This is a genomic window from Thermogemmatispora carboxidivorans (genome assembly GCF_000702505.1).
Classification (GTDB): Bacteria; Chloroflexota; Ktedonobacteria; order Ktedonobacterales; family Ktedonobacteraceae; genus Thermogemmatispora; species Thermogemmatispora carboxidivorans.
In genome coordinates, this window is the sequence record NZ_JNIM01000001.1 from 2426369 (window position 1) to 2439604 (window position 13236).

Here is a 13236-nt window from a genome sequence, read left to right on the forward strand (position 1 = left end):
TGGCGGCCTGCTACCAGTCCTCGCTGGCTACGACTGTCGCAGCTCTGCGCGCTTGCTTTGGAGATACTCGGAGCACACCCGATAGGTCTCTTCAGAGATCAGCCCGCGTGACATATAGTGATTGAGCATCACATCGAGCTTGAGGATGCTGATCAGATTATAGCCATGCTGACGAAGACGCTCGGTTGCTCCATGCTCGCGGTCGATCAGCACAATCACATCCTTGACCTTCAAACCGTGCTCTTCCAGCAGGGCTGCGGTCTCTAGCACACTGCCCCCCCGCGTGATCAGGTCATCGATAATCAGAGCGGTATCCCCCGGTGTGTAGCGACCCTCGATCCCTCGCTGGCCTGTCCCCTCGGGGCGAATACGTGCATAAATCAGCGGCGTGTTCGTCTCCAGTGAATAGGCCGTTGCCAGCAGCAGCCCGCCGACTGGCACGCCAGCAACCACGTTGAAGGGGTGAACGCGCGGACGCCGCAGCGACTGGGCGAGGCTGATCTCTTGCTGCATCAACTTGCTGGCTACGCGCAGCGCCAGCGGATTGCTGATCAGCACCTTGGGATTGACGAAGACTGGGGAACTCACTGCCGATTCGCTGACCGTGAAGTTCCCGAACTGGACTCCGTTCAGGTCGAATAGAGCCTGGGCTAGCCAGAGGTTATCAAGAGACTGCTCTTTGACCACGTGACATCCTTCCTTGCGACGAAGAGTTGGGTGGTAGGAGGATAAGATAGGCCTCTCGCTTGAGCACAGTATACCATACCACTAGAACAAGAAGGCAGAGGAGCAAGACATCGACCAGAGAAGAAGGCTCTCTGCTTGCCTGTTTCTTTGCCAGCCCTGCCTCCTCAATGAAAAAACTGTCATGCTACTGGCGCAATTCCCTCTATGTCCTCCCAGCTCTGTGAAAAAATATTCATCTAACTGAGCGCGCAGTTCATGCAGAGTTCATGACGACGAGCTATACTCTCTGACGTAGATGGTTGCCCGTGCCTTATGCAAGCACATGCATCTTTGGATATGGCGGCTGGAGAGGTGGCGAGGGATAGCGCTGGAAGCTGGGGCGAGGAGGATGCTGGATAGAGCTGGTTGGTAGTGGCCAGTGAGGTGGCGAGGGTTCGAGGATGCGCAGCGGCGTGGCAGGTGGGTGGGATAGATGGGACGAGAATGCGCTGTATAGGGCAAAAGTCCATGGCGCAGCGCGGGTCGTAGGGTGGAGAGAGGGACAAGAGAGCGAAATCACCGGCACCGAGGAAACGAGTAAGGGCAAGCAAAAACTGATCGCTATTTGGGCTTATCCCAAATGGGGACATGTGAGAGAACGGGTGGCAAGGGAGGAGACTGAGACAAGAGAGGTGGCATCGCTCACGGGCAATCTTCTTTTCAGCATGCGGCTGACTGGACACTGCTCTGATCGGTCCTCTCTGGACAATGCGCAGAGAAAAGGCTGTCGAGCATCCAGTCAGCCGCTCTATCTTTGGGGTGGTGAGACGGTGGCTTGCCGCGGGGGCTCTGCGTCTTTGCAAAAGGCGAGGGAGGAGAGGATCGCTGTGGACGCCTGAGAGTGCTTGCACCCGGCCTGCTTTTATGATACCCTGTCTCTGCCTGCTGATCCGGGCGGGACGCGACGCAGGACCTTCAGGAGAGGAGATACTTACTTACCCCCTCCACGGCTAAAGCCGGGGCCCCGACGCCAGGAAGGAATTGGTGGCGCGTCCACTTGGCCTGGCGGGGTTGTGCCTCGCTGGGGGGTGTGGATGGCCAGACCCTGTCGCGGCGGAGAGGGCCACTGCGCAGTGGCCTCACACTCCTACTCACTCGCTCACTCTCACTCAGAAGCAACTGCATAGCCCTATGCCACTGATTAGCGTCAATAGTCTCAGGAAAGTCTACGGCGCCGAGCAGATCTTTGCGAATGTAACCTTCCAGATCAACGAACAGGATCGCATTGGGCTGGTCGGCCCCAACGGGGCCGGTAAGTCCACCTTGTTAAAGCTCCTGGCTGGTTGCGAGGGACCAGACGAGGGCACCATTCTTGTCGCGCACGGGACCCGTGTCGGTTACCTCTCCCAGACGCTCGATCTACAACCAGAGCGGACCCTCCGCGAGGAGCTCCTGGCAGTCTTCGACTATCTGCGCTCCTGGGAGCAGGAGCTGCAGGCGCTGGCTCTGGCTATTGCCAGTGCCAGTGAGCGTGGCGACACCCTTGAACGCGAGCAGCTGCTGCAGCGCTACGCCGAGCTCCAGCTTCGCTTCGAGCATGCTGGTGGCTATACCTACGAGCAGCGCGTTCAGCAGGTGCTCGATGGCCTGGGCTTCAGCCGTGAGTTGCACGACCTGCCCGTTGCCCGGCTCAGCGGTGGTCAGCAGCGGCGAGCGGCCCTGGCTCGCCTGCTCCTTCAAGAACCCGACGTGCTCCTGCTGGACGAACCAACCAACCATCTTGATCTAGAAGCCCTGGAGTGGCTGGAGGATTATCTGCAGGCGTGGAAAGGGGCCCTGGTCGTCGTCGAGCATGACCGCTACTTCCTCGATAAGCTTGTCACCCGTATTCTGGAGCTGGCTTTTGGGCGCGTCGAGGAGTATCCCGGCAACTACAGCAAGTATCTCCAGCTGCGCGCCGAGCGCTTTGAACGCCGCCTGCAAGAGTACGAAGAGCAGCAGGAATTTATTCAGCGGACCGAGGAATTTATCCGTCGCTATAAAGCCGGTCAACGCAGCCGACAGGCCCGGGGACGGGAGAAGCTCCTCAGCCGTCTGGAACGTCTCGATCGTCCCCAGGAGTTCCAGGAGCTGCGCTTTGAGCTGAAGCCCTCGCAGGAAAGCGGGCGTATGGTGCTTTCTACCCACGGGCTGGTCGTCGGCTATCGCCAGCCTGGTCACGAACCGCGGGCGCTGGTGCGCCTGCCCGACCTGGAGATCACTCGTGGCGAGCGCATTGGCCTGCTTGGTCCCAATGGCGCCGGTAAGACGTCGCTGCTACGTACCCTCATTGGCCAGCTGCCGCCGCTGCGTGGCAAAGTGGCCCTCGGCCACAACGTCCACATCGGCTACTACTCGCAAACGCATGAGGACCTTGATCCTGCTCGTACAGTTCTAGATGAGATTCGTGATGTAGCGGCTCTGAGCGAGGAAAGTGCCCGGGCTTTGCTGGCGCGTTTCCTGTTCGAAGGCGATGATGTCTTCAAGGCCATTGGCAGCCTGAGCGGCGGCGAGCGCAGCCGCGTGGTGTTGGCCAAACTGACACTGCTGGGACCCAATTTCCTGGTGCTCGATGAGCCTACCAATCACCTTGATTTGCCCTCTCGCCAGTTCCTGGAGGAGGTTTTGACCACCTTCAGCGGTACCCTGCTCTTTGTCTCGCATGATCGCTACTTCATTGATCGCCTGGCGAGCAAGGTCTGGGTGGTCGTTGAGGGCTTACTGCTCTCCTATGAGGGCAACTACAGCGACTATCGCGCGCATCTCCAGCGCGAGCATGGGCGTCCGCTCGTCAGCGGGCGCGAAGAAGAAGGCGCTCACGCGCGCTCTCAGAAAGCGATTGGGCCAGAGACCACGCTCGCGGAGGTCGGGCCGGACCAGGTCGGGCGGCGTCCCGGTCGTGAGCGGCGCCGCCGGGTGGGGCAGCCACGTCCGCGCAGCCTGAGCGAGGTTGAGCAGGAGATCGAACAGCGCGAGCAGCGGGCACATGCGCTGGAGGAGGCCCTCAATGAGGCCGCCAGCAGAGGAGACGTCGCTGAATTGCAGCGGCTGACCAGCGACTACGAGGCAACCAGAGCAGAGCTAGAGCGGCTGCTTGCCGAATGGGAGCAGCTGGCGGAGAGCCAGGCCCAGGCTGAGGTTCCTCACTAAGGGCTGGTCTGGAGCCGCGAGCCACAGCGTCGCCCAGCCGAGCGGGCTTAGTGGCGGCGCACACCGCGCAGCCAGCCGCTCAGCAGCCCAACCAAAGCCAGCAGCAACGGCAAGACAGCCGCCATGCCGAACCAGAGCACAGCAAATTGGATGGCCGTGAAGCCGCGTGGGTCGGCCTCGACCAGCGCCGCCAGGCGCGTCCGTCCGCTCTGTGTCAAAAGCAGGTAGACTGGCAGTGCGGTAGCCAGCAGGCTCATCAGGGGGATGGGGAGAAAACGCCAGAAACCATCGAAATAGCAGCCGGAGAGCGCATTAGCAGAGAGGAGAGCCAGCCCCAGGCCCTCGATAGTCAACGGGAGGACCCCAGGCGCACCCGGATATTTGATAGCCAGCCAGGCCCCGAGCAATCCCAGTCCCAGGCCGATCACCTGCAGCACCAGGCTCATCAGCAAGGCCCGTCCCCGAGGACGAGAGCCTCGACCTCGCCCGGTAGGGCTGCCAGCCGTGGCGGGCGAGGTCGGCCCAGCGCTGGAGCTGAGCGAGGGCGCGCCAGCGGGCGAGGCTGGTGTCTGGGCAACTGCCATCTTGACCAGAATCGCCGATCTGATCGTCTGCGTCTCCGCATTGTGTGGATCAAGGGACAGCGAGCGTTCTACAGCCTGGAGGGCCTCCTCGAATTGTCCCAGGTTAGCCAGGAGAGCTGCGCGCATGCTCCAGGCCAGGGCGTTGCCTGGCTCCTGGTGCAGGACCTGCTCGACCGCCTGCATAGCCTCTGCAAAGCGGCCCGCCGTCCCGAGCAGCTGGCCCTTAAGAAGGAGCGCCTCGGTGTTGGTCGGCATCAGCTGCAGGACCTGCTCCAAATGGGAGAGGGCGTCAGCAGTCCGTTGTTGCTGGAGCAAGGCCCGTGCTTGTTGGAGCAGCAGTGCTGCCTGCTGCTCTGCGATTGATGCCGCCATCGGCAGGGCCGGCTGCTGAGGAGAGAGCTGAGCGATGCCGGTGGGAGCCTGGGGCGGGTGCGGCACCGCCTGCATGGCTGGCCTCGGGCCTATTGGCTGCTGCTGTAGACCGGGTTGATCACCGTCTGGGCCTATGCCGATCCTGGCTGCGGCTGCTGCCGGCGTCTCGGTCTTCTTCTCTTCACCTACCAGGACCACTGGCCCGAGGCCCTGACCAAAGAGTTGTGGGCGTTGCTGTTCGCCAAGGCTCTGTTGCAGGTAGAGGGCAAGGCGCTGAAAAATGATCTGCCCGCTGGTGGGATCTGCTGCTCCTCCGCACAATCCGAGCAGGAGACGATGGGTCAACATGCCTACGTTCTGCTCGCCTTGCTCGGGCGCGAACTCGTTCCCGCGACAGGAGCAGAGCAGAAAGCGGTTAGGCAGCTGCTGCAAGGCGGCCAGGAGCATGGGACCGGGCAGCGGTTTGCAATCGAAAGGCGAGGCGCGTCGCTGCCCCCAAAGGCGCCCTGTCTGGAAGCAGTCAAGGATACAAACAATGGCTCGCGCCGGACTGCGCCCGAGCAGCTGCAGTAGCGTCGTGGCGAGCTGCAGGCCGCTGGCGGGCTGCTGATAGAACGTATCTGCCAGTGCAAGGTACCCCTCAGCTCGCCCTTCATCGAGAAAAGCATGCCCGGCGAAGTAGAAGAAGAGCGTATCATCGGGACCTGCTGCTTGGAGGCAGAGCTGCGTGAGATACTGCTCGATGCGCTGCCGTGTGGCCTGCGCTCCGAGCAGCAGTTGCACGTCAGAGGAATTCCAGCGCCCTCCCCGGCTATTCATCAGCCAGTGCGCAATGGCCCTGGCATCTGTCTCGGCGTAACGAAGTGGTTGAAAGCAACTATCCTGGTACTGATTAATGCCGATCAGAAGGCCCAGGCGTCTGCCCATGCACGCTCCTTACTGTGATAGCAAAGATTGCGGAGTTATTGTACGATAAATTTCGCCAGCCTGGAAAGAAATGGCGTACGTCGGTACTTTTGGCAGGGTGAAGACAAAGGCTGGTCTGAGATCGGGCGAGAAGCTGCCAGGCCCAGATGAGGGGCCTGGCTTGCTCTGCTGCTATCGACTGAGTCGAAAGCCATTCCGGCAGGCACCTGCTTGCCTCGATCATCTTGCGAGAGGAGCATTGTGTCTCTATGCCTCGTGTCATTGGCCTAACAGGAAATATTGCCTGCGGCAAAACAACCGTGGGCAATATGCTGTTGGAACTGGGTGCCGAGCGCTACATTGATGCTGATGCCCTGGTCCACTCGCTCTATGAACCGGGCCAACCGGTTACGGCCAGCATTGCTCATGTTTTTGGCCCCTCCATTCTGACACCGGAAGGGCGAGTTGATCGTCGGGCCCTTGGTAATATCGTTTTCCGTGATCCCGAGGCCCTGCAACGGCTGGAAGCTATCGTTCACCCAGCGGTTGGCGCGGCCCTGCTGGGTGAGCTGAGCCAGGTCAGCCCCTCTGGCATCGCGGTGGTCGATGCCGTCAAGCTGCTGGAAGGAAAGACTGCCGCTCTCTGTCAGAGCAAATGGCTGGTCATCTGCTCGCCAGAGCAGGAGCTTCGCCGCCTGATGGAACGCAATCGGCTCAGCGAGGAGGAGGCCCTGGTGCGCCTGCGCGCTCAGCCTTCGGTCGAGCGACGTCTTCCGCTGGTCGACGAGGTGATCGATAACAGTGGCTCACTGGAGGAGACTCGTCGCCAGGTTGCTGGTGCCTTCGCTCGCTTCTGTCAACGTTTTCCTCCTGAAGGCGCCAGGTGAGGCGCGCTCTCCCTTCCCGCGAAGAGAACAGGAACATAGAGCCGGCCTTTCTGGCCGGCCTGCCCTCCTATCAGTCGGGCTGCTGTCCTGATCTCTGTCTGCTGTCCAGCCCGGCCAGGTAAGGTAGCCTGGCCTTGCTCAAGCGCTGCCCACCCAGGCCCGTGAGACTCTCCCGTCTAGAGTTCCTTATGCTGGTTCTCCAGTTTTCGATGAAGCTCTTCGATGCGCTCGATCACCTCATCGAGGGTCCGAAGCCCCAGTTCCTCCATGTCATCACGGATTGTTTCCAGAATCTCTAGCAGTTCGAGATCGTCATACTCTTCAGGCTCAAACTCTTCTTCCTGTTCAAGATCATCGGTCATAGTGATACTCCCTTCTGAAATTGCTGCTCCGGCTCAGCCGGCGGCAGGTGAACCACTTGCTCATTATAGCAATGGGGCCTAGAAGAGAAAAGAGACAGCGCTATCTTGATAGCTCCAGCCGACCTGAGTGATGGCACCGGTGGTCAGCAAGCGGGGAGCTGCCAGTGGTTGACCTTGGGCATCCACCGTTGCCAGGTACAGGCCGTTGCCCTCGCGAAGGAGACTTTTTCCCTGCCACCAGAGCCGTTCGCGTGTCAGGAAGAGAAAGCTCCGGCTATCGCTCCCCCAGAGGCTATTGGGCACAGGCGCTAACAGCGCGCTGACGGCTGGTAGCTGATTGCTGGCTGCGTTCATCGACCCCAGCGGCGTCCGGTCGCTCAAGAGCAGCTGCTGTCGTCCTGTCTGAACATCGACCAGCCACAGGCTATGGCGTCCATCGAGGAGTAAGAAGCGTCCGTCAGGTGACCAGAAGGGGACGCTATCGATCTCCGCACGGAGGCTCAGGCGAAGGCTTCCGTCGAGGTTGACAATGAGATAGCGGCCATCGGCTGTCAAGGCCAACACTTGCCGCCCACTGCTTGACCAGGCAAACTGTCGGCAGCTACAGGTGAGCAGCGTCCGTGTCTCGCCAGTTGGCTGCTGCAGGATCAAGGAGATCTGGCTTGCTGAGCCGTTGGGTACGGCAGAGATGGCGTAGAGAAGGGCTGGTTGCGTCTGGCGCGGCTGCCAGAGGACCCGCTCCAGCGTAGCTGGCAGTGGATGACCGGGCGGCAGGGTATGGGTGAGCCAGCGCTGCTCAGTGCCAGTGAGGTTAATGGTAAACAGGCCCTGGCGGTCGACTCCCACGATCCTCCCGCCAGCGCTGCTAAGCGAGGGAATGGCCAGGCTGGCCGGTAGCGTCCGCGTTGCGATGCCGCCGGGTTGGTCGTTTTGGGCCAACTCCCAACGTAGCAGGGATGTGTCTCCTCTGAGGGTGAGACGATAGAGAAGGCGGCTCCCCGTGGGGTCCCACCAGGCGTCGCTGATGCGCACGGCGGCACTGGAGAAGAAGATGGGAATGGGCGAGCCGCCATCAACGCCAACGGTATTTAAACCGGCAGGCACATCAGGCACCAGCCCGGTCTGAGAGTCTGCTTTGAGACGGCGTCCCGCTGTGCTCGCCGCGTAATCACTATCCAGCGTGCGGAACACCAGCAAGTGGTGATCGGGCGACCAGCCTACTCCCACCACGGGAGGGGTGTTGTCAACGACTTTATAGGCGCCGCTGCCGTCGGGATAGATGGTCCACAGCTGACCATCGCGCACAAAGGCGATTTGGGCCGTGCCGCTGTAGCCCGGGCTGCAAGCGCTTGGCCCCAGAGCAACCAGCGCGATACAGCTCAGCAGGACCAGAGTCACCATATGCCGCCTGCTGCAATTCATGCCCCAAAGTATAGCGCTCCCTCCTTTGCTCGTCAACCTCGTCTGGGGGGCCGCTGGGAGAGACGCCCTGGCTTCTCCCCTGAAGGACGAAGCTTGTATCCCTTTTTGATCCCTCCACCGTGTTAGGGATGGTGAGTGTGATTTGTGCCAGTCACCGAATAGGCAAGTAAAGTAGGCTACCGGGCATGAATTACCGTTCACCAGACTGAGTCTTCTTTTGTTCTACTCGAAGGAGGGACACCTATCATGACAGCAGCTTCACTTGTGCTTGCTGCCACCTTGAATCCTGGAGGCATCATCGCCTGGCTTATCATCGGTCTGATCGCAGGAGCGCTTGCCGGCTTTCTGGTCAAGGGAGGCGGCTTCGGTATCATCGGAGACATCATCGTTGGACTGATCGGGGCCTTTCTTGGTGGCCTCATCATGGATCTGCTGGCACCCGGCGCCAGCTTCGGCTTCTGGGGCAGTCTGGTTGTGGCCCTGATTGGAGCCTGCATCCTGATCTTTCTCCTGCGCCTCTTCTCTCGTGGGCGCGGCAGCACTGTCTAAGAGAGCAGCGTTGGCCTGCTTGAATGCTGACGTAACGGCTAGGGTCGCTTACCAATCGGCAGGCGAGTGAGTCTTGTTCCACTGATCAGGCAGGTGCACAGGCAAGCTCGCAAGGGTCTTGCCTGTGCACCTGCTCTTTGTACGAAGGCGGCAGCTCATGATCCTGCCGCTCTCCCTTCGTGATCAGGCCGCCTTGATACTGGGCAGTGGGTGATCCATGAAGAACTGCCAGATCACGGCTGTGGCGCTGAGGGTATGGGTTGTCTTCCCAAGGTAGGGGACGGGGATCGGCGAGCCAGGCCAGGTATGGCCGCCCCCCGTCACGCGGTAGTGGACCACCAGGCCCGGCGCGGTGCAGTGGGACCACGCTTCGCCGGTGATATCGCCCTGGGTCAGAAAGACCGTGGGTCCTTGCTGGCAGCCATCGCGCTTGGCCCACTCTTCCAGCCACTGTGGAATGGGTGGCAGACCCACGCTCGGCATTCCCTCATAAGGGACAATAAAATCGCCGGTCCCGTGAATCTCCAGGATAGGCACGCTCCGCTGAGGGTGGCAGCCCCCGGGCAGCGGGTAGAAAGCGCCCGAGACAGCTGCGAAGGCTGCGATTTGGGTCGAGAGGCGGCAGGCCAGCAATGCTGTCAGTCCCCCTCCATTCGAGAGGCCAGTGGCAAAAATGCGCCGCAGATCAAGACACCAGTCTCTTTCCAGCGTCTGGAGTAAGTCACTCGTGAAGCGCACATCATCGACGGGCGTGGGATGGGGACCATAGGCGTTCCAGCCAGTCTTGCCGTCCGGGGCCAGGACCCCATCAGGATAGGCCACCAGAAAATCGTCGCGGTCTGCCAGCGAAGAAAAACCCGTATAGGTCTCCTGCTGCTTGCCATTGCTTCCGTGACCGTGAAAATTGAGCACGAGAGGCAGGGGCTGATCCGGCTGGTAGCCTGGGGGGATATGCAGGCGATAGCTGCGAGTGACCCCGCCTGACTGCAGGGTCTCCACCAGGGTTGTACCGCGGGCCGGGGCAGGTTGTCCGCAGCCTGGGCTCTTCTGGCTCGCCACCGTCGGAGCCGTTGTCGCCTGGTCGCTGTTCCTGCTCTGTGAGCTTCCACTACCACTGAGCGTGCCTGAAGCATTGTTCCCTTGACAGCCACTCAGCAGCACCAGCAAGAGGAAGATCCCCCACGTCACACAAGTGACCCTCCAACGAGCTTGTTGCATCAGCGTTGCTCCTTTGCCTTGAGTTCTCATAGAGAGAGCGCGCCGGGTGGCTCCGCTCTGCCCTCCCCCTTAGAAAAGACGCCCCAGCCGGCTCCATCTGGCGGATGCCCTGGGCGATCAGGCTGAGCCTCTGCCTCCGCTCATCCCCGGCTCGGCTGAACTGACACCAGTCCCGCTTGTCCCCCCTATCTGTTAGCAGGGAAGCAAGCAAAGCATTATAATAAAGGGAAGCGTCAAGCAGGGAGAGATCCCTCCCTGCCCCACTGGAGGAACGGGAGCTGTATTCCGGCCCGGCACGGGTGAGGTAGCTCTGGGGCCGTGCCTGCGCCTGGTGCAGAGCAAGAGGCATCGCGACCATGAGAGAGCAACGCCGTTCGAGTGACCACTTTCCACCGTTATTGGAGCGACCGCAGCGTAGCTGGCGACGCCTGCTGGTAGATACCCTGTTGGCCTGTTCTGCCGCGGGGCTGGTCACTGCTGTGATCTATACCTGCGCGCTCTATCCGCGCATTCCGAATATTTCACTGCTCTATCTCCTCGTGGTACTGGCGCTGGCCAGCACACGTGGCCTCTACGCTGCGGTGCTGACTTCCGTTCTGGCCTTCCTTTTTTTTGACTACTTCCTGGTTCAGCCGCTCTACAGTCTGACTGTGAACCGTTTCGAAGAGTGGCTTGCCCTCTTCGTCTTTCTCACCGCTGCCATCATTACCGGGCAGATGACCAACGCGCTGCGCAGGCAGGCGGACGAAGCCCGGAGGCGTGAGCGGGAGACACGCATTCTCTATGATCTGGTGCGAGCAGCCAACCATGAAGAGGACTTCCAGCACCAGCTGACCATTGTGACGCAGGCCGTTGTCCAGGTCTTTGCTTCCTGGGGTGTCTGCGACTGCGTGCTGCTCCTGCCCAATGAGCAAGGACGACTGGAAGTACTTGCGAGTGCGCGCATGCCGCGGGAGCGGCTCCGGCTCTCATCGGATGAGCAGGCCACCGCGGCCTGGGTCATGGCCAATGGTCAGGCTGCCGAGCTTCACGATGTGCCCCTGGAGGGAAGTGGACCCTATGGGCGGGGCCTGCGCGCTACCCTGCAGAGTTCCCTGCGTGGCTGGAGCCGACGCCGCTATGCCCGGCTGCTGCCGCTCAAGACGAGCGGGCGCGTCTTGGGCGTGCTCCTGCTCCTCATGGAAGAGGCCGAGTGGCCACACCTGGGGCGAGTCAGGACCTGGCAGCCACGCCTCAATGGATCGGCAGCGGTCCTAGAGGGACCTTTCTTCTCAGCTTTTCTGGATCAGGCCGCGGCGATCATCGAGCGCGCTCGTCTGAGACAAGAGGGCCTGCAGCTAGAGCTGCTGCGTCAGACCGATGCACTGCGCACAGCCCTCCTCTCTTCCGTTTCGCATGACCTGCGCACTCCCCTGGCTTCCATCAAAGCGGCGGCCAGTAGTCTCCTGCAGGAAGACATTGTCTGGGACGAGGAGAGCCGCCGCAGTTTTGCCCTCACCATCGAGCGCGAGGCCGACCGTCTCAACCGCCTCGTCGAGAATCTGCTCGACATGTCGCGCATCGAGGGCGGTGCTCTCAAGCCTGAGAAGGAGTGGTATCCTCTTGACGAATTGATTCACGATGTCCTGCTGCAACTGCAGCCGCTGCTGCAGCAGCGCCCGGTACAGGTTGACCTGGAGGAGAACCTGCCGCCCGTGCCGGTCGACTATCTGCAGCTCAGTCAGGTGCTCACGAACCTGATTGAAAACGCTGTGCGCCATACCCCTGCCAGCAGCCCGATTGAGATCAAGGCCAGAAGTGGCAACGGATACATGCAGGTCAGTGTCGCTGATCGCGGGCCTGGCATTCCCTCCGCTGATCTAGAGCGCATCTTCGACAAATTCTATCGTGTGAGGCGCGCAGGCGGTCCAGGCAGCGGGAGCGGACGCGCTAGCGGCACCGGCCTTGGCCTGGCTGTCTGCAAGGGTCTGATTGAGGCCCACGGGGGGCGCATTTGGGCCGAGAACCGTCAAGGCGGTGGCGCCATCTTCCACTTTACCTTACCGCTCAGCGACCAGGAGCAGGAGAGCGCGGGGGAGCAAGCCGATATCCCTGTCCCTCCTCTACCAGAAGGAGCCAGGCCAACGACCTCGCCTGTGGTGGCGCCTGCCTCGAACGAAGAGAGGGCAGAGACGAGTAATCTGGCTCGTCTTGGTAAGAGAGAGCAGAAGGAGGAGGAACGATCACGTTCATGAATGCAACAGGAGGGGCACGTATCCTGGTGGTCGATGATGAGATCGAGATTGTCCGCGCGCTCCAGCGCAGCCTTAGCGCCTACGGCTATGAAGTCTATGCCGCCAGCAGCGGAGAAGAGGCCCTCGAAGCGCTTGGCCACTTTCGTCCAGATGTCATGCTGCTGGATCTGGGACTGCCAGGGATCAGCGGGCTGGAGGTCTGTAAGCGTGTGCGTGCTCACTCGAATCTCCCGATCATCGTTCTCTCAGTCAAAGACAGTGAGCGTGATAAGGTGCTGGCTCTCGATCTGGGGGCCGATGATTACGTCGCCAAGCCCTTTGGTATGAACGAAGTGCTAGCCCGTATTCGGGTGGCGCTGCGTCACGCAGCGCCGCTGCAGGGAGGGACAGCCGCTATCTTCAAGGCCGGCCCGCTATGGATTGACTTTGCGCGTCGGCTGGTGCAGCTCAACGGCAAAGAGGTGAAGCTTACACCAACAGAATACGAGCTACTCAAGGTCCTGGTGCAGAACAGAGGCAAGATTATGACGCGCCAGATGCTCCTGACCCGTGTCTGGGGAAGCGGCTATGGAGGCGAGGCTCACTACTTGCACGTCTACATTGGGCAGCTCCGACGCAAGATCGAGCCGGACCCAGCTCATCCTCGCTTTATTCTCACCATCTCCGGTGTTGGCTATCGTTTCTCTGCTGAAGAAGAGACAGCAGGCGAAGAAGCAGAGGAAGGGAAAGAAAAGACCAGCGACAGGGGGAAGCCTGCAGGGGAATAGGTAACCTGGCGCGCCTTCAATCCTACCTGATTCCGGGCAGATAGCCTTTTCGGCGTCGGGCGTACCAGCACAGAGACAAC

The 13236-nt window shown here is 60.9% G+C and carries 10 protein-coding genes; 5 read left to right on the plus strand and 5 right to left on the minus strand.

The annotated features are described in order from the left end of the window. Positions 1-27 precede the first annotated feature (27 nt). Positions 28-687: an orotate phosphoribosyltransferase gene (locus N688_RS09420; protein ID WP_052889045.1), complete on the minus strand. Its 660-nt coding sequence runs from the start codon at positions 685-687 to the stop codon at positions 28-30. Positions 688-1857: 1170 nt separating this feature from the next. On the opposite strand from N688_RS09420, the gene N688_RS09430 reads away from it, so the two are divergent. Further along, positions 1858-3855 (plus strand): ABC-F family ATP-binding cassette domain-containing protein, encoded by a 1998-nt coding sequence (locus N688_RS09430; RefSeq protein ID WP_052889047.1) that lies wholly within the window; start codon positions 1858-1860, stop codon positions 3853-3855. Between the two features lie 47 nt (positions 3856-3902). Here the strand turns inward: N688_RS09430 and N688_RS09435 are convergent, their stop codons facing one another. Further along, complete coding sequence (locus N688_RS09435) at positions 3903-5738, minus strand: caspase family protein (RefSeq protein ID WP_052889048.1); 1836 nt, start codon at positions 5736-5738, stop codon at positions 3903-3905. 248 nt (positions 5739-5986) lie between these two features. Here N688_RS09435 and coaE point away from each other — a divergent pair, with 248 nt between their 5' ends. Then, the gene (gene coaE, locus N688_RS09440) at positions 5987-6604 is read left to right on the plus strand and encodes a dephospho-CoA kinase (RefSeq protein ID WP_052889049.1); all 618 of its coding nucleotides are present in this window, start codon (positions 5987-5989) and stop codon (positions 6602-6604) included. A 176-nt stretch (positions 6605-6780) separates the two neighbouring features. On the opposite strand, the gene N688_RS09445 is transcribed toward coaE, so the two are convergent. Next, on the minus strand, positions 6781-6966 hold the full coding sequence (locus N688_RS09445) for a hypothetical protein (protein ID WP_052889050.1): 186 nt from the start codon (positions 6964-6966) through the stop codon (positions 6781-6783). 78 nt (positions 6967-7044) lie between these two features. Next, positions 7045-8367, minus strand: a complete 1323-nt coding sequence (locus N688_RS09450) for a TolB-like translocation protein (RefSeq protein ID WP_052889051.1) — start codon at positions 8365-8367, stop codon at positions 7045-7047. A gap of 267 nt (positions 8368-8634) precedes the next feature. Here N688_RS09450 and N688_RS09455 point away from each other — a divergent pair, with 267 nt between their 5' ends. After that, a complete protein-coding gene (locus N688_RS09455; protein ID WP_052889052.1) occupies positions 8635-8937 on the plus strand; it encodes a GlsB/YeaQ/YmgE family stress response membrane protein in 303 nt (100 codons plus the stop codon). Between the two features lie 183 nt (positions 8938-9120). On the opposite strand, the gene N688_RS09460 is transcribed toward N688_RS09455, so the two are convergent. Then, the gene (locus tag N688_RS09460; RefSeq protein WP_052889053.1) at positions 9121-10155 is read right to left on the minus strand and encodes an extracellular catalytic domain type 1 short-chain-length polyhydroxyalkanoate depolymerase; all 1035 of its coding nucleotides are present in this window, start codon (positions 10153-10155) and stop codon (positions 9121-9123) included. 356 nt (positions 10156-10511) lie between these two features. Between N688_RS09460 and N688_RS09465 the strand changes: the two genes are divergently transcribed. Both N688_RS09465 and N688_RS09470 read left to right on the plus strand, forming a co-directional pair. After that, entirely contained in the window at positions 10512-12389 is a 1878-nt protein-coding gene (locus tag N688_RS09465; RefSeq protein WP_081838685.1) for an ATP-binding protein, read from the plus strand. Next, on the plus strand, positions 12386-13156 hold the full coding sequence (locus tag N688_RS09470; protein ID WP_052889055.1) for a response regulator transcription factor: 771 nt from the start codon (positions 12386-12388) through the stop codon (positions 13154-13156). The genes N688_RS09465 and N688_RS09470 overlap by 4 nt, the downstream gene beginning before the upstream one ends. Positions 13157-13236: the final 80 nt, after the last annotated feature.

Bases quoted from the DNA above. Each gene is read 5' to 3' on its own strand.
- N688_RS09430 (WP_052889047.1), top strand. From the start codon at position 1,858: ATGCCACTGATTAGCGTCAATAGTCTCAGGAAAGTCTACGGCGCCGAG.
- N688_RS09470 (WP_052889055.1), top strand. From the start codon at position 12,386: ATGAATGCAACAGGAGGGGCACGTATCCTGGTGGTCGATGATGAGATC.
- coaE (WP_052889049.1), top strand. From the start codon at position 5,987: ATGCCTCGTGTCATTGGCCTAACAGGAAATATTGCCTGCGGCAAAACA.
- N688_RS09445 (WP_052889050.1), bottom strand. From the start codon at position 6,966: ATGACCGATGATCTTGAACAGGAAGAAGAGTTTGAGCCTGAAGAGTAT.
- N688_RS09460 (WP_052889053.1), bottom strand. From the start codon at position 10,155: ATGCAACAAGCTCGTTGGAGGGTCACTTGTGTGACGTGGGGGATCTTC.
- N688_RS09450 (WP_052889051.1), bottom strand. From the start codon at position 8,367: ATGGTGACTCTGGTCCTGCTGAGCTGTATCGCGCTGGTTGCTCTGGGG.
- N688_RS09455 (WP_052889052.1), top strand. From the start codon at position 8,635: ATGACAGCAGCTTCACTTGTGCTTGCTGCCACCTTGAATCCTGGAGGC.
- N688_RS09465 (WP_081838685.1), top strand. From the start codon at position 10,512: ATGAGAGAGCAACGCCGTTCGAGTGACCACTTTCCACCGTTATTGGAG.
- N688_RS09435 (WP_052889048.1), bottom strand. From the start codon at position 5,738: ATGGGCAGACGCCTGGGCCTTCTGATCGGCATTAATCAGTACCAGGAT.